Here is a 15072-nt window from a genome sequence, read left to right as displayed (position 1 = left end):
GCCACTCCATGCTGAACCCATCGCAAGATATCGACTACGGCACGCCCAAGCGCGAGTCCACCGAAGAAGTCACGCTCGAAATCGACGGCATGCAGGTGACGGTGGCCAAGGGCACCTCGCTGATGCGCGCCGCGGTGGACGCGGGCGTGCAGGTGCCCAAGCTGTGCGCCACCGACAGCCTGGAGCCCTTCGGCTCTTGCCGGCTGTGCCTGGTGGAGATCGACGGGCGCAAGGGCTATCCGGCGTCGTGCACCACGCCGGCAGAGGCCGGCATGAAGGTGCGCACGCAAAGCCCCAGGCTGCAGGAGCTGCGCAAGGGCGTGATGGAGCTGTATATCTCCGACCATCCGCTCGACTGCCTTACCTGCGCCGCCAACGGCGACTGCGAACTGCAGGACATGGCCGGCGTGACCGGGCTGCGCAACGTGCGCTACGGCTACGACGGCGCCAATCACCTGAAGAGCGCCAAGGACGAATCCAATCCGTATTTCACGTACGACCCGTCCAAGTGCATCGTGTGCAACCGCTGCGTGCGCGCTTGCGAAGAAACGCAGGGCACCTTTGCGCTCACCATCAGCGGGCGCGGCTTCGAGTCGCGCGTATCGCCGGGCCAGGACGAGCCCTTCATGGATTCCGAATGCGTGAGCTGCGGCGCCTGCGTGCAGGCCTGCCCCACGGCCACGCTGCAAGAAAAATCGGTTATCTGGCTGGGCCAGGCCGAGCACAGCGCCATTACCACCTGCGCCTACTGCGGCGTGGGCTGCGGCTTCAAGGCCGAGATGAAGGGCAACGAAGTGGTGCGCATGGTGCCGTGGAAAGACGGCAAGGCCAACGAAGGCCACTCCTGCGTGAAAGGCCGCTTTGCCTGGGGCTACGCCACCCACAAGGACCGGGTGCTCAAGCCCATGATCCGCAGCAAGATCACCGACCCATGGCAGGAGGTGAGCTGGGATGAAGCCGTCAACTACGCCGCGAGCGAGTTCCGCCGCATCCAGGCCAAGTACGGCACCGATTCCATCGGCGGGCTCGTGTCGTCGCGCTGCACCAACGAGGAAGGCTACCTGGTCCAAAAGCTGGTGCGCGCGGCCTTCGGCAACAACAACGTCGACACCTGCGCGCGCGTGTGCCATTCGCCCACGGGCTACGGGCTGAAGCAGACCATGGGTGAATCGGCCGGCACGCAGACCTTCAAGTCGGTGGAAAAGTCGGACGTGATCATGGTGATCGGCGCCAATCCGTCAGACGGCCACCCGGTGTTCGCATCGCGCATGAAGAAGCGCCTGCGTGCCGGCGCGCGGCTGATCGTGGTCGATCCGCGCACCATCGACCTGGTGAGGTCGCCGCACGTCAAGGCCGACTATCACCTGAAGCTCAAGCCCGGCACCAACGTGGCGGTCATCAGCGCCATGGCGCACGTGATCGTGACCGAAGGCCTGGTCGACGAGGCCTTCGTGGCCGAGCGCTGCGAGCCCAAGTCGTTCAACGAATGGCGCGAATTTGTCGCGCGCCCGGCCAACTCGCCCGAGGCCATGGAAGAAGTGACCGGCGTGCCGGCCGCCGACCTGCGCGCCGCGGCACGGCTGTTTGCCCAAGGCCACGACGGCAAGCGCAACGCCGCCATCTACTACGGCCTGGGTGTGACGGAGCACAGCCAGGGCTCGACCATGGTGATGGGCATTGCCAACCTGGCCATGGCCACGGGCAACGTGGGCCGCGAGGGCGTGGGGGTGAATCCGCTGCGCGGCCAGAACAACGTGCAGGGCTCGTGCGACATGGGCTCGTTTCCGCATGAGCTGCCGGGCTACCGCCATGTGTCCGACAGCACCGCGCGCGGCAGCTTCGAATCGGCCTGGGGCGTGGAGCTGCGGCCCGAGCCGGGCCTGCGCATTCCCAACATGTTCGATGCCGCCATTACCGGTAGCTTCAAGGGCTTGTACTGCGAAGGTGAAGACGTGGTGCAGTCGGACCCGAACACCCAGCACGTGGCCGAAGCCATGATGGCGATGGAATGCATCGTGGTGCAGGACCTGTTCCTGAACGAAACCGCCAAGTACGCCCACGTGTTCTTGCCTGGTGCGTCGTTCCTGGAAAAAGACGGCACCTTCACCAACGCCGAGCGGCGCATCTCGCGCGTCACCAAGGTCATGCCGCCGAAGGCGGGCTATGCCGACTGGGAGGTGACGCAGCTGCTCTCCAACGCGCTGGGCTACCCCATGAACTATTCGAGCGCCGAAGAAATCATGAACGAGATCGCCGCGCTCACGCCCACCTTCACGGGCGTGAGCTACGCCAAGCTGGCAAAGCTGGGCAGCGTGCAGTGGCCGTGCAACGAGGCCGCACCCGAAGGCACGCCGACCATGCACATCGACCAATTCGTGCGCGGCAAGGGCAAGTTCATCATCACGCAGTACGTGGCCACCGATGAGAAGGTCACGCGCATGTACCCGCTGATATTGACCACCGGGCGCATCCTCTCGCAGTACAACGTGGGCGCGCAGACCCGCCGCACCGAGAACAACCAGTGGCACAGCGAAGACCGGCTGGAGATCCATCCGGCCGACGCGGAGGACCGCGGCATTGCCGAGGGCGACTGGGTCGGCATCCGGAGCCGGGCCGGCGAAACCGTGCTGCGGGCCACCATCACGGAGCGTGTGCAGCCGGGCGTGGTGTACACCACCTTCCACTTTCCGGAATCGGGGGCCAACGTGATCACCACCGACAACTCCGACTGGGCCACCAACTGCCCCGAATTCAAGGTGACCGCGGTGCAGGTGATGCCGGTGATGCAGCCTTCCGAATGGCAGCAGGAGTACAGCCGCTTCAATGCGCTGCAAGAAGAACTGCTGAACAAGCGGCTCGGCGAAGCGGCAGAAACAGCGGTGGCCAAATGAACCTGGCCGACATACCGCTGCGGCCCGGAGGCGCCGAGTTGCTGCCCGTGCGCGGCGTGCGCGCACGGCAGGCTTTCGACAACCGCGACTGGGTGGCCGTGGAGATACCGGTTGCGCTGGAGTTCAACGGCATTGCGCACGCCGTGATGCTTGCAACACCCACCGACCTGGCCGACTTTGCGCTGGGCTTTGCGCTCAGCGAGGGCATCTTGCTGGCGCGCGGCGAGCTCTACGGCATCGAGGAAGAGTACGGGCCCGAGGGCATTACCCTGAAGCTCGAAGTCGCAAGCGCGGCCTTCGCGCGGCTGAAGGATCGGCGCCGCTCGATGGCCGGCCGCACGGGCTGCGGACTGTGCGGCACCGAAAGCCTCGCGCATGTCGCGCGCGCGCTGCCGGCTTTGCCGCCGGGCCCCTCGCTCGCGAAGAGCGCTGTGGCCCGCGGCATGCGGGAGCTTGCGTCGCTGCAGGTGCTGCAGAAGGTGACGGGCGCGGTGCACGCGGCGGCCTGGTGCACGGCAGAAGGCGAGGCCCTGCTGGTGCGCGAAGACGTTGGCCGGCACAACGCGCTCGACAAGCTGGTGGGTGCGCTTGCCAAGAGCACGGTGGCCGCTTCCACCGGCTTCATCGCCGTGACAAGCCGCGCGAGTTTCGAGATGGTGCAAAAGACCGTTGCGGCCGGGGTGCCGCTGCTGGCCGCGGTGTCGGCCTCGACCTCGATGGCCACGGCCGTCGCGCAAGAAACAGGACTGACGCTGGCGGGCTTCGTGCGCGGCGACGACCTCGTCATCTACACCCACCCGGGGCGGCTGAACGGCCAACCCGCAACCGCCTGAGGTTTTCAGCAATGCATGTAGACCAGCTGATTCGCATGGTGAACCAGATGGGCAGCTTCTTCGAAGCCATGCCCGACCGCGGCGAAGCCCTGCAGGACTTGGCGCTGCACCTCAAGCGCTTCTGGGAGCCGCGCATGCGCAGGGAGCTGCTCGCGCACCTGGATGCGGATGGAAGCGGGGCGTTGAACCCGGTGTCGGCCGAGGCGATTCGCGTTCACCGGGCGTTGCTCGAATAGCGCCGCAGCACGCCCGGCTCTTCAAAAGCCTCAATCGATGCTGATGTTCGCGGCCTTGGCCACCTCGGCCCACTTCACGCGGTTGTCGTGCACCGTCTTCTTGAACTGCGCGGGCGATTCGATACGCACGGTGTTGCCCTGGCTTTCGAAGCGCTCGCGAATCTCGGGCTGTTCGAGCACCGTTTTCACGGCGGCATTGAGCTTGTTGACGATCTGCGGGTCGGTGCCCTTGGGCGCGAAGATGCCGAACCAGATCGAGCTGTCGAAATCCTTCGTACCCGGCAATCCGCTCGAGGCGATGGTGGGCACCTCCTTGACGGCCGCCACCGGGTTGGCCGTGGTCACGCCCAGGAGGCGCACCTTGCCCGCCTTGTAGTGCGGCAGCACCGTCTGCACCTGGTTCATGATGCAGCAGGTTTCGCCGCGCACCACCGAGGTGATGGCCTCGGGCCCGCCCTTGTAGGGCACGTGCACCATGCTCAGGCCAAGGCGCGAATTGAATTCGGCAAACGCCATGTGCGTGCCGGCGCCGTTGCCTGTAGACGCATAGTTGTACTTGCCGGGGTTGGCCTTGACGAGATCGACGAACTCCTTCAATGTCTTTGCGTTGATCACCTCGGGGTTGATGGTGAGCACGTTCGAAACATCGAGCACCGGCGCCACGGGCACGAAGTCTGCCTCCACGTCGAACGGCAGCTTCTTGTAGAGCGCGGCGTTGCTGCCGTGCGTGGCGGCGGTACCAAAGGAGAGCGTGTAGCCGTCGGGCTTGGCATGGGCCACGTATTCGCTTGCAATGTTGCCGGCCGCGCCCGACTTGTAGTCGATGATCACGGGCTTGCCGAGCTGCCTGGCAAGCGGCTCCTGGATGGCGCGGGCCACCACGTCCACGCCGGAGCCGGCCGGAAAGCCCATGATCAGGGTGACGGGCTGCTGCGGCCAGTCGGCTTGCGCAAAGGCGGCGGACGACGCGGCCACGCACAGCGCGGCGCCGGCCAGCAGCAGGCCGGGCCGGAAGGAACGTGAAAAGGGAGAATGAGTCATGACTGTCTTTCCTCGATGCGGGCGGTGCAGCCCGGGATTGTGGCGCGCGGTTCATGCCCGATCCGGTATGAGCTTATGCGGGGCGCGCCCGCATCGCGCCACCTCTCCATAATCGCCGCATGGTCCGCCCCACCCAACAACTCCACCCCGCACGCGAGCCGGTGCCTGTGCGCGCGGCAGCCACCGTGCTGCTGCTGCGCGATTCCGAAGCGGGCATCGAAGTGCTGATGACGCGCCGCTCCGACAGAGCAAGCTTCGCGCCAGGCGCCTATGTGTTTCCCGGCGGCCAGATCGACGCGGCCGACGAAGCCGCCAAGCGCATTTCCACCCACCGCCCAACGCAGAGCGGACTTCAACTCACGCAAGCCATCGCGGCCATTCGCGAAGGCTTCGAAGAACTGGGCGTGCTGCTTGCGCGCCATGCCGACGGCCGGCCGGTAAGCGCGGAAGACATCGCGTCCATGGACCGCAGCACCACGTCGCCCGTTTCCTTTGTGGAGCAGTGCGAGCAGCGCGGGCTGCTGCTCGCGTCCGACCAGGTGTTCACCCTCGCGCACTGGATCACCGACCGGGACTTGCCCAAGCGCTTCGACGTGCCCTTTCTTGTGGCGCGCATGCCGGAGGGCCAGACGCCCACGGCCGACGAAAGCGAGCAGTTCGAGCCCTGCTGGGTGCGGCCGGCCGACGCGTTGGCGCGCCATGCGGCGGGCAGCTTCTTCATGATCTTTCCGACGGTGCGCACGCTGCAGCGGCTGGCGGCCTATGCCAAGGTCGATGCGGTGCTGCAAGCCTGCGCCGGCGAAAAGCCGCTGTGGACCAGTTGCCCGCGCGCCGGGCTGCTCGGTGGGCAGGATGCTCGCTACATGGAAGGCGAATCGCCCTACGGCGAGCTCGCGCTGGTGTGCCCCGACGGCCAATTGCTGCACACGCTCGACTGGCAGAGCGAGCACGCGGTGCCGCTGCTCAAGAACGTGCAACGCCTGACCGCACCCAACTCAGGCGCCATGACCGGGCCCGGCACCAACAGCTACATCGTGGGCGATGCGGCCACGGGCTACCTGGTGATCGACCCGGGGCCCAACGATGCCGCGCACATCGGCCGGCTCTGGCGTGCCACGCAAGGCGACATCCGCATGATCGTGTGCACGCATTCGCATGCCGACCATTCGCCCGGCGCGGCGCCGCTGCAGGCGCTGTGCGAAAAGGCAAGGCCGCCGATCCTCGGGCTTTCTTCTGCACCCACGGCGCGTTCGTCCGCGCGCTTTACCGCCGAGCGCGAACTGCTCGACGGCGAGCGCCTGGTGCTTTCGGGCACCGACGCCGAAGGCCAAAAATTCACCCACACGCTGCGCGCCATTCACACGCCCGGCCATGCCGCCAATCATGTGTGCCTGGTGCTGGAGGAAGACGGCCTGCTGTTCTCCGGCGACCACATCCTGAACGGAAGCACCACCGTCGTCGACCCGCCCGACGGCGACATGAACGCGTACCTCGAGTCGCTGGACAAACTCGACGCGGCCTGCGAAGTGGGCGGCATCGACTTCATCCTGCCGGCGCACGGCTACGTCATCGGCAGCGCACGTGCCGCCATCGCCCAACTGAAAGCGCATCGCCTGAAGCGCGAAGCCAAGATTGCATCCGCCATGAAGAAACTCCCCCAAGGCACGCCTGAAGACTGGCTGCCGCTTGCCTACGACGACGTGCCCGAGCGCATGTGGCCCGTGGCGGCCCGCTCGCTGGCCGCGCACGTGGCGCGCATCCGGCAACTGGCTTCCGCCCAATGACCGGCGCCAGCGAAGAAGGCATTCGCCTGGCCAAGCGCGTGGCCGCCATCGCCGGCTGTTCGCGCCGCGAGGCCGAGCTGCTCATCGAAAACGGCGCGGTGCGGGTCGACGGCGTGCCGGCACTGCTGCCGCAGTCGCGCGTGCAAGACCACCAGAAGGTCGAGATCGAAGCCGGCGCCAAGCCCGAGCCGGTGCTGCCGGTCACGCTGCTGCTGCACAAGCCGGCCGGCATGCCGACCGAAACCGCGCACCGGCTGCTGGTGGCCGCCAACCATCACGAGCCCGAGCGCGCGGGCATGCGCTTTCTGCCGGCGCACGCCAAGGGCCAGAACTGCATGACGCCCCTGGAAACCGGCGCCAGCGGACTCGTCGTGTACACGCAGGATTGGCGCATCGAACGCAAGCTGCATGAAGACGCGGGCGTGATCGAACACGAGGTCATGGTCGACGTGGCGGGCACGGTCAGCCCCGAGCAGTTGGTGCGCTTCGAGCGCTCGCCCGCGCGCGTGAGCATCGGCCGCCAGGCCGACGAGCAGACGGGCCTGCGCTTTGCGCTCAAGGGCGCGCGGCCCGGGCAAATTGCGCACCTGTGCGACCAGGCCGGGCTGCGCATTCTTGCAATGCGGCGCATCCGCATCGGCCGCGTGCCGCTGTCGGGGCTGCAGCCCGGGCAGTGGCGCTATCTTTCGCCGCACGAACGCTTCTGACACGGCAACGACAACAACAAGAAAGAAGCTGTCGAGGGACAAAAAACAGGTACAGGGACAGGTACAGGGACAGGAGAAAAAATGAAGTTCGGAATCAAGACCGCCGCATTTGCCTGCACAGCGCCTCTTGCGCTGGCGGGCTGCAGTTATCTTGCGCCATTGCTGCCCAACCAGGCGCCGCCCGCGCCACAGGCACCCCCACCTGTCGTTTCATCCAGCGGGCTCGCGCCCATCACCGAAGAGCAGGTGGAGCGCATCCGCGAGGCGATCGTCGCCAAGCCGCCGACGCCGGCCGTGGCCAAGATCGTGCGAAGCGCGGCGCCGACCATCGAATCTTTCGTGCGGACCGAAGGCTGCATCACCGCCCGCAACGGCGCCGTGCTCAACCCCTTTGCGGCGCCGGGGCGGCTGTTCGAGGGCACGGGCTTCCAGGGTGGGCCCATGGCCGAAATGCACTACCACGACAAGACAGCCTGCGTCACCGTCAAGCGCATCCAGAACTGGAAGATGGTGTCGCCCAAGCTGCTGCGCTTCGACGTGGTGTACGTGGGAGACGACGGCGAAGAGCGCTCCGTCAGGCGCCACGAGCTGATGCGCCAGCCCAAGGGCGGCTGGCTGTTTACGCGCTGAGCGTACGCTCCGCGGCAGCTGCGCAATGGCTCGCTGCCCCGGGAAAGAAAAAGTGTGAAGCCCGCCGATAAGCCGGATTCTGTGCGTTGGGGTTGCCCCCAACGTGACCGCCATTACTCTGGGCCGTTTGTCGCCAAACGGCTCGATGCCACCTACCCGCCAGCTCAGCGGAACCACCTCGATACTGGCCTACTTGGTGTTGCTGCGCGCAGAGATTGCCCGTTTCACCCGAACTTAATCGGCTCGTCTCTGTTGCTCTGATCCTCACCTCACGGTGGAGAGTCGTTAACTCCTGCGCTGTCCTGTGCAGTCCGGACGTTCCTCCAGTGCGGTCTTTCGACGCGGCGCCTTGCGGCGTCGCCCCTTTCGGGCTTGCACCAGCGGCGGTCTGGCGTGCTTCACGAAGGGAATTATCGCCTGATCCCCTCGCATCCGCTGGCGGCCCGTTTCACAATGGCGCTTCGATTGACCTGCCCTGCCCCATAAAGCCCAAGGAGATCCAATGAAGGCCCAGAACATCCTCCAGACCATCGGCAACACGCCGCACATCCGCATCAACCGCCTGTTCGGCAATGCGAAGCAGCAGGTGTGGATCAAGTCCGAGCGCGCCAACCCGGGCGGCTCCATCAAGGACCGCATTGCGCTGTCGATGGTGGAAGACGCCGAGAAATCCGGCGCGCTGAAGCCCGGCGGCACCATCGTGGAGCCCACCTCGGGCAACACCGGCATCGGCCTGGCGATGGTTGCGGCCGTCAAGGGCTACAAGCTCATTCTGGTCATGCCCGACAGCATGTCGATGGAGCGCCGCCGCCTGATGCTGGCCTACGGCGCCACCTTCGACCTGACGCCGCGCGCCGGCGGCATGAAGGCCTCCATTGCCCGTGCCGAGGAAATCGTGGCCGGCACCCCGGGCGCGTGGATGCCGCAGCAGTTCAACAACCCCGCCAATGTCGATGTGCACGTGCGCACCACGGCCGAGGAAATTGCGGCCGACTTTCCGGACGGCATCGACGTGCTGATCACCGGCGTTGGCACCGGCGGCCACATCACCGGCGTGGCAAGGACTCTCAAGAAGAAGTGGCCCAGGCTGCAGGTGTTCGCGGTGGAGCCGGTGGCCTCGCCGGTCATCTCCGGCGGCGCGCCTTCACCGCACCCGATCCAGGGCATCGGCGCGGGCTTCATTCCAAAGAACCTCGACACATCATTGCTCGACGGCGTGCTGCAGGTCGACGCCGAGCCGGCCCGCGAAATGGCGCGCCGCTGCGCGGTAGAGGAAGGCATTCTGGTCGGCATTTCTTCCGGCGCCACGCTCGCGGCCATTGGGCAGAAGCTGCCCTCCCTGGCGCCCGATGCAGTGGTGCTGGGCTTCAACTACGACACCGGCGAGCGCTACCTCTCGGTCGAGGGCTTTTTGCCAGCCTGACCAGCTATCTCTTTCATAGCGCCTGCGGCGCGTAAAATCCGCGGTCTGCTTGATAACCACAAGCCACCGTCATGCTGAGAATCTCCGAACTCAAACTTCCCCTCGACCACGCGCCTGAAGCGCTCGTCACCCTGATCGCCCGGACCCTCGACGTCCCGCTCGAAGCGATCGCCTCCCACACCGTCTTCAAGCGCAGCTTCGATGCGCGCAAGGTCGACCTGCTCACGGTCTACATCTGCGACGTGCAGCTGACCGATGCAAAGCTCGAGGCTGCGCTGCTCGCAAAGCATGCCGGCCATCCGCACATCCAGCCTGCGCCCGACATGCGCTACACGCCGCCGGCGCACGCGCCCGAGGGTGCGCCCCGGCCGGTGGTGATCGGCTTCGGCCCCTGCGGCATCTTTGCGGCGCTGATGCTCGCGAAGATGGGCTTCAAGCCCATCGTGCTCGAACGCGGCAAGACGGTGCGCCAGCGCACCCGTGACACCTGGGGCCTGTGGCGCAAGAGCGTGCTCGACCCCGAGTCGAACGTGCAGTTCGGCGAAGGCGGGGCCGGCACCTTTTCGGACGGCAAGCTCTACAGCCAGATCAAGGACCCGCGCTTCCTCGGCCGCAAGGTGATGGAAGAGTTCGTCAAGGCCGGCGCACCGCCCGAAATCCTCTACGTCGCGCATCCGCACATCGGCACCTTCAAGCTGGTGAAGGTGGTCGAGAACATCCGCGAGCAGATCGTGGCACTGGGCGGCGAAATCCGCTTCGAGCAACGCGTGACCGACGTGCGCATCGAAGACGGCCAGCTTAGAGGCCTTACGGTGGTCGACCAGGCCACCGGCCAAAGCAGCGAACTACGCGCCGACCACGTGGTGATGGCGCTTGGCCACAGTTCGCGCGACACCTTCACCATGCTGCACGAGCGCGGCGTGCACATCGAGGCCAAGCCCTTCTCCATCGGCTTTCGGGTCGAGCACCCCCAGGGCCTGATCGACCGCGCGCGCTGGGGCCGCCATGCGGGCCATCCGCTGCTCGGCGCAGCCGACTACAAGCTGGTGCACCACGCCAGCAACGGCCGTTCGGTCTACAGTTTTTGCATGTGCCCGGGCGGCACCGTGGTGGCGGCCACCAGCGAGCCGGGCCGCGTGGTCACCAACGGCATGAGCCAGTATTCGCGCAACGAGCGCAACGCCAACGCGGGCATCGTGGTGGGCATCGACCCGCGCGACTTTCCCGGCTGGACGGCGGAGACCGCGGGCGACGCGCTCGCCGGCATCGCGCTGCAGCGCGAGCTCGAATCGAACGCCTTCGTGCTCGGCGGCGGCGACTATCGCGCACCGGGCCAGCTGGTGGGCGACTTCATCGCGGGCAAGCCTTCTACCGTGCTCGGCAGCGTGCTGCCTTCGTACAAGCCCGGCGTCACGCCCACCGACCTGCACCAGGCACTGCCGGCCTACGCCATCGAGGCGATGCGCGAGGCCTTTCCCGCCTTCGGCCGCAAGATCAAGGGCTTCGACCTGCACGATGCGGTGCTGACCGGCGTTGAAACGCGCACCTCGTCGCCCATTCGCATCACGCGCGGCGACGACTTTCAAAGCCTCAATGTGCGCGGCCTGTACCCGGCCGGCGAAGGCGCGAGCTACGCGGGCGGCATTCTCTCGGCCGGCGTGGACGGCATCAAGGTGGCCGAAGCGGTGGCACGCAGCGTCACCGAAGCATAAGGAGCCACCGCCATGTCCAGCAACAACAACACCGAAGACGGCTTCCATTTCTACGAGCCCGCCAAGGGGCACGGCCTGCCGCACGATCCGTTCAATGCAATGGTCGGTCCGCGGCCGATCGGATGGATCTCGTCGCAGGACGAGAACGGCGCGCTCAACCTTGCGCCGTACAGTTTTTTTAACGCCTTCAACTACACGCCGCCCATCGTCGGCTTTGCGAGCATCGGCGCCAAGGACAGCCTGCACAACATCCGCCAGACGCGCGAGTTCGGCTGGAACCTGGCTACCCGGCCGCTGGCCGAGCAAATGAACCAGTCGTGCGCGGCCGTGCCGCCCGAGGTGAACGAGTTCGAGCTTGCCGGCCTCACGCCAGCAGCTTCGCGCAACATTGCGGTGCCGCGCGTGGCCGAAAGCCCGGTTTCGTTCGAGTGCCGGCTCACGCAGCTGCTGCAGCTCGAAGGCGTGAACGGCGAGCCGGTGCCGACGTGGCTCATCCTCGGCGAAGTGGTGGGCGTGCACATTGCACGGCACCTGCTGAGGAACGGCATTTACGACACGGCTGCCGCGCGCCCCATCTTGCGTGGCGGCGGCCCGGCCGACTATTTCGAGATCAGCCCCGACAATCTCTTCAAGATGTTCCGACCGCGCTGAGCGCGGGGGAACATTGCTTTTCTTTCTGCCTGCTGCCAACCTGACAAGAACCGACCGATGACCGACACCGCCACGCCTCAAGAAATCCAGGAAGTCCAGCAAACGGAAGCCGGGGGCGCTGCCCAGCAGCCCCGCGCCGAAGGTGCCCGCCCGCCCCGGCAGCCGCGCCAGCCACGGCAGCAGCAGAAAAAACAAAAGGCCGGCAAGCAGGCCGCGGCGCAGCAGCAACAGCCGCAGCGCGCACGCAAGGTGCACCCTGCGCTCGAAAAGCTGTTCGAGCTTTATCCCGGCATGTTCGGCGCGCGCTTCCTGCCGCTCAAGCTCGGCGTGTTCCAGGACCTGCTCGAAAAGCACCCCGACGATTTCAAGAAGGACGACCTCAAGGTCGCGCTCGGCCTGCATGCGCGCTCCACGCGCTATCTCGAGGCCGTGGCGGCGGGCCTTCCGCGGCACGACCTCGACGGCAACGTGGTGGAACCCGTGGCGCCCGAGCATGTGCACCACGCCATCCTCGAACTCCACCGCCGCCGCGCGCAGCGCAACCCCGGCGAGGACCTGCGTCCGCAGCTGGTGGCACGCATTGCCCGCGCCGTGGAAGCCTCGGGCCTCGACCGCGAAGCCTATGCGGTGCTGGTGCGCTCGCGCGACGAAGAAACCAATGCCGTGCTCGACGAGGCGCTGGCCGAACTGGGCCGGCAAGCCGCCAAGCGCGAGGCGCTGCTGCGCGCCTTCGAGGCGAGCGGGCGCGACAGCGAGCAGGCCTTTGCCGAGATGTACGGCATGGACGCCGAAGAAGTGACGCGCACGCTGCAACGGGCGCGTGAAGACAACAAGCGGGCACTGGCTGCCGCCGAGACCGCCGCGCCTGCCGCCGCAGCGGCACCGGCCACTACCGGGTCCGACCAGCCCGCCGCCACCGGCAATTGAACGCCCGAAGCGCTCGGAAGGCCGCAACTGTGCAGGCTGACCGGAGCGCGGCGAAATTTTTTCGCTAGAGATCGGCGCTCTGGAAACGTTTTTATACATTTCCAGTTACATTTCTCCGGCCCATTTCGGGCGGAGGAGAAGTTAATTTGAAAAGAGTCATCAGGCTGCTTCTCGCAGCCGTGGCTGTTTCCGTGTTCGCGAGCGGCTGCGCCGTCAACCGCGCAACAGCCACCGCAGACCCCTCGGCGAATCTCGACAAGCTGCGCGTGGTGCAGGTCAGGAAGCTTGAGGGTGAAGACGGCACGATCCAGAAACTGATCGCCAGCAATCTGCGAAAACGCGGGTATGAAGTGTCGGAAGACGCCAAGCCGCCCGAGAAGGTCGATGCAGTCGTGACGTACGTCGACAAGTGGATGTGGGACATCACGATGTACCTGATCGAGCTAACCGTCACGGTCCGCGAGCCGAAATCCGACTTTCCGTTGGCCACCGGCAATTCGCTCCACTCCTCCCTCACACGCCTCTCGCCGACCGAAATGGTCGACGAGGTGGTCGGCAACATCTTCAAAGAATCGGAAAAATCCAAATGATCAGCACCACCACCCTTCGCCGCGCAGGCGCCCTGGCCGTTCTTTCCATCGTCGTCGTGCTCGCGGGCTGCGCTTCGTCGGCCAACCGCGAGGCCATGACGCCCACCAGCATTGCCTCGAGCAAGAAGCTGCCCTACTCGCTGTCGGTGAAAACCGGTGGCGGCAATGAAACCAACCCGCTGTGGAGCTCGGATATCTCCAACGAGGACCTGGCTGCCGCGATCGAGAAGACGGTGACGCAATCGGCCCTGTTCAAGGAAGTCGTCAAGGGCAAGAGCGGCGACTACGAGCTCTCGGTTTCGATCGTCAAGTTGACCAAGCCCACGTTCGGCGCCGCGTTCACAGTCGACATGGAGGCGGGCTGGTCGCTCATCAAGACCTCTGACAAGTCGGTGGCGATGCGCCAGGTCATCAAGTCGACCTACACGGGTGGCGCGTTCGATTCGCTCGTCGGCACGACCCGCCTGCGCATGTCTGTGGAAGGTGCCGCGCGCAACAACATCAAGCAGGGCCTGGAAGCCATCGCGGCACTCAATCTCTGATCGGTCGACAGACCGTTCGGTGAATGAAAAAAGGGGCTGGTGATTCACCAGCCCCTTTTTCTTGCGCCTCTGCGCAGTGATCAGCGCGCGTTCTGCAGCGCTGCAATGCGCTCTTCGATCGGCGGGTGCGTGGCAAACAGCTTGCCGATGCTGCCCGTGATGCCCATGGCTTCGACCGCCTTGGGCAGTTCACCGGCAGGCAGGCCGCCCAGGCGTGCGAGCGCGTTCATCATCGGCTGGCGGTTGCCCATCAGCGCGGCGGCGCCGGCATCGGCGCGGAACTCGCGCTGGCGCGAGAACCATGCCACCACAATGGCCGCCGCAAAGCCCAGCACGATGTCGAGCACGATGGTGCTCACGTAGTAGCCGATGCCGGGGCCGGAGGAACGGTCGTCGCCGCGGCGCAGGAAGCTGTCGACCGCATAGCCGATCACGCGCGAGAGGAACACGACGAAGGTGTTCATCACGCCCTGGATCAGCGTCATGGTCACCATGTCGCCGTTGGCGATGTGCGCCACCTCGTGGCCGATGACAGCCTCGACCTCTTCGCGCGTCATGTTCTGCAGCAGGCCGGTGGACACCGCCACCAGCGACGAGTTCTTGAACGCGCCTGTGGCAAAGGCATTGGGCTCGCCCTCGAAGATGCCGACCTCGGGCATGCCGATGCCGGCCTTGTCGGCAAACTTGCGCACGGTGCCGACGATCCAGGCCTCGTCGGGCGACTGGGGGTTGTCGATCATGCGGATGCCGGTGGTCCACTTGGCCATGGGCTTGCTGATCAGCAGCGAAATGATCGCGCCGCCAAAGCCCATGATCAGCGCAAAGCCGAGCAGCGCCGTCAGGTTGAGCCCGTTGGCCGTCAGAAAGCGGTTGACGCCGAGCAGGCTGGCAACGATGCCGAGCACTGCAACGACCATCACATTGGTCAAAACGAACAGAAGGATACGTTTCAAGTTGAATTCTCCGTGGGGGAACGCTGCCGCATAGATGAGGACCGGATGGCTCTCTTCAAGCCGTGCGATGTGTGGCCCTCTTCCGTTGTTGTTTGGTTCTGAAGGCGGCCTGCACGGCGGCTCGCGGGTAGAGCGATGATAGGAGCAAAAGT

Annotated in this window: 14 protein-coding genes and 1 other RNA gene; 12 read left to right on the top strand and 3 right to left on the bottom strand. The window is 65.8% G+C overall.

Annotated features, from left to right (window positions below; translation table 11 throughout):
* Positions 1 to 8: 8 nt before the first annotated feature.
* Genes fdhF through GOQ09_RS04040 form a run of 3 tightly spaced genes read left to right on the top strand, consistent with a single transcriptional unit; the run spans position 9 to position 3960 of the window.
* Positions 9 to 2891 carry a formate dehydrogenase subunit alpha gene (gene fdhF, locus GOQ09_RS04050; RefSeq protein WP_157612000.1) on the top strand — a complete coding sequence of 961 codons (2883 nt, stop codon included), beginning with the start codon at positions 9 to 11 and terminating at the stop codon, positions 2889 to 2891.
* Positions 2888 to 3724, top strand: coding sequence for a formate dehydrogenase accessory sulfurtransferase FdhD (gene fdhD, locus GOQ09_RS04045; RefSeq protein WP_157611999.1), 837 nt, complete (start codon positions 2888 to 2890; stop codon positions 3722 to 3724). The genes fdhF and fdhD overlap by 4 nt, the downstream gene beginning before the upstream one ends.
* Before the next feature lie 11 nt (positions 3725 to 3735).
* Entirely contained in the window at positions 3736 to 3960 is a 225-nt protein-coding gene (locus GOQ09_RS04040) for a formate dehydrogenase subunit delta (RefSeq protein ID WP_157611998.1), read from the top strand.
* 30 nt (positions 3961 to 3990) lie between these two features.
* Here GOQ09_RS04040 and GOQ09_RS04035 read toward each other — a convergent pair whose 3' ends face one another.
* Positions 3991 to 5001, bottom strand: a complete 1011-nt coding sequence (locus GOQ09_RS04035) for a Bug family tripartite tricarboxylate transporter substrate binding protein (protein ID WP_207309924.1) — start codon at positions 4999 to 5001, stop codon at positions 3991 to 3993.
* 119 nt (positions 5002 to 5120) lie between these two features.
* Between GOQ09_RS04035 and GOQ09_RS04030 the strand changes: the two genes are divergently transcribed.
* From GOQ09_RS04030 to GOQ09_RS04020, 3 genes are all read left to right on the top strand, one after another.
* Positions 5121 to 6785, top strand: a complete 1665-nt coding sequence (locus tag GOQ09_RS04030; protein ID WP_157611997.1) for an MBL fold metallo-hydrolase — start codon at positions 5121 to 5123, stop codon at positions 6783 to 6785.
* Positions 6782 to 7492, top strand: a complete 711-nt coding sequence (locus GOQ09_RS04025) for an RNA pseudouridine synthase (protein WP_157611996.1) — start codon at positions 6782 to 6784, stop codon at positions 7490 to 7492. The genes GOQ09_RS04030 and GOQ09_RS04025 overlap by 4 nt, the downstream gene beginning before the upstream one ends.
* Positions 7493 to 7573: 81 nt before the next feature.
* Complete coding sequence (locus GOQ09_RS04020) at positions 7574 to 8122, top strand: hypothetical protein (protein ID WP_157611995.1); 549 nt, start codon at positions 7574 to 7576, stop codon at positions 8120 to 8122.
* Positions 8123 to 8174: 52 nt separating this feature from the next.
* Here the strand turns inward: GOQ09_RS04020 and rnpB are convergent.
* Positions 8175 to 8522, bottom strand: an RNA gene (gene rnpB, locus GOQ09_RS04015) — RNase P RNA component class A.
* A 102-nt stretch (positions 8523 to 8624) separates the two neighbouring features.
* Here rnpB and cysK point away from each other — a divergent pair.
* The 6 genes from cysK to GOQ09_RS03985 all read left to right on the top strand — a co-directional run bounded on the left by cysK (position 8625) and on the right by GOQ09_RS03985 (position 13967).
* The gene (cysK, locus tag GOQ09_RS04010) at positions 8625 to 9545 is read left to right on the top strand and encodes a cysteine synthase A (RefSeq protein ID WP_157611994.1); all 921 of its coding nucleotides are present in this window, start codon (positions 8625 to 8627) and stop codon (positions 9543 to 9545) included.
* 71 nt (positions 9546 to 9616) lie between these two features.
* Positions 9617 to 11257, top strand: a complete 1641-nt coding sequence (locus tag GOQ09_RS04005) for an NAD(P)/FAD-dependent oxidoreductase (RefSeq protein WP_157611993.1) — start codon at positions 9617 to 9619, stop codon at positions 11255 to 11257.
* 12 nt (positions 11258 to 11269) lie between these two features.
* Positions 11270 to 11908 (top strand): flavin reductase family protein, encoded by a 639-nt coding sequence (locus GOQ09_RS04000; RefSeq protein WP_157611992.1) that lies wholly within the window; start codon positions 11270 to 11272, stop codon positions 11906 to 11908.
* Positions 11909 to 11965: 57 nt separating this feature from the next.
* On the top strand, positions 11966 to 12835 hold the full coding sequence (locus GOQ09_RS03995; protein ID WP_157611991.1) for a ProQ/FINO family protein: 870 nt from the start codon (positions 11966 to 11968) through the stop codon (positions 12833 to 12835).
* 179 nt (positions 12836 to 13014) lie between these two features.
* A complete protein-coding gene (locus GOQ09_RS03990; protein ID WP_242630983.1) occupies positions 13015 to 13425 on the top strand; it encodes a hypothetical protein in 411 nt (136 codons plus the stop codon).
* Positions 13422 to 13967 (top strand): hypothetical protein, encoded by a 546-nt coding sequence (locus GOQ09_RS03985; RefSeq protein WP_157611989.1) that lies wholly within the window; start codon positions 13422 to 13424, stop codon positions 13965 to 13967. The genes GOQ09_RS03990 and GOQ09_RS03985 overlap by 4 nt, the downstream gene beginning before the upstream one ends.
* An 80-nt stretch (positions 13968 to 14047) precedes the next feature.
* On the opposite strand, the gene htpX is transcribed toward GOQ09_RS03985, so the two are convergent.
* A complete protein-coding gene (gene htpX / locus GOQ09_RS03980) occupies positions 14048 to 14920 on the bottom strand; it encodes a protease HtpX (RefSeq protein WP_126747554.1) in 873 nt (290 codons plus the stop codon).
* Between the last annotated feature and the right edge of the window lie 152 nt (positions 14921 to 15072).

The organism is Variovorax paradoxus, from assembly GCF_009755665.1.
GTDB classification, from domain to species: domain Bacteria; phylum Pseudomonadota; class Gammaproteobacteria; order Burkholderiales; family Burkholderiaceae_C; genus Variovorax; species Variovorax paradoxus_G.
This window is presented reverse-complemented; position numbering and strand designations above follow the sequence as displayed.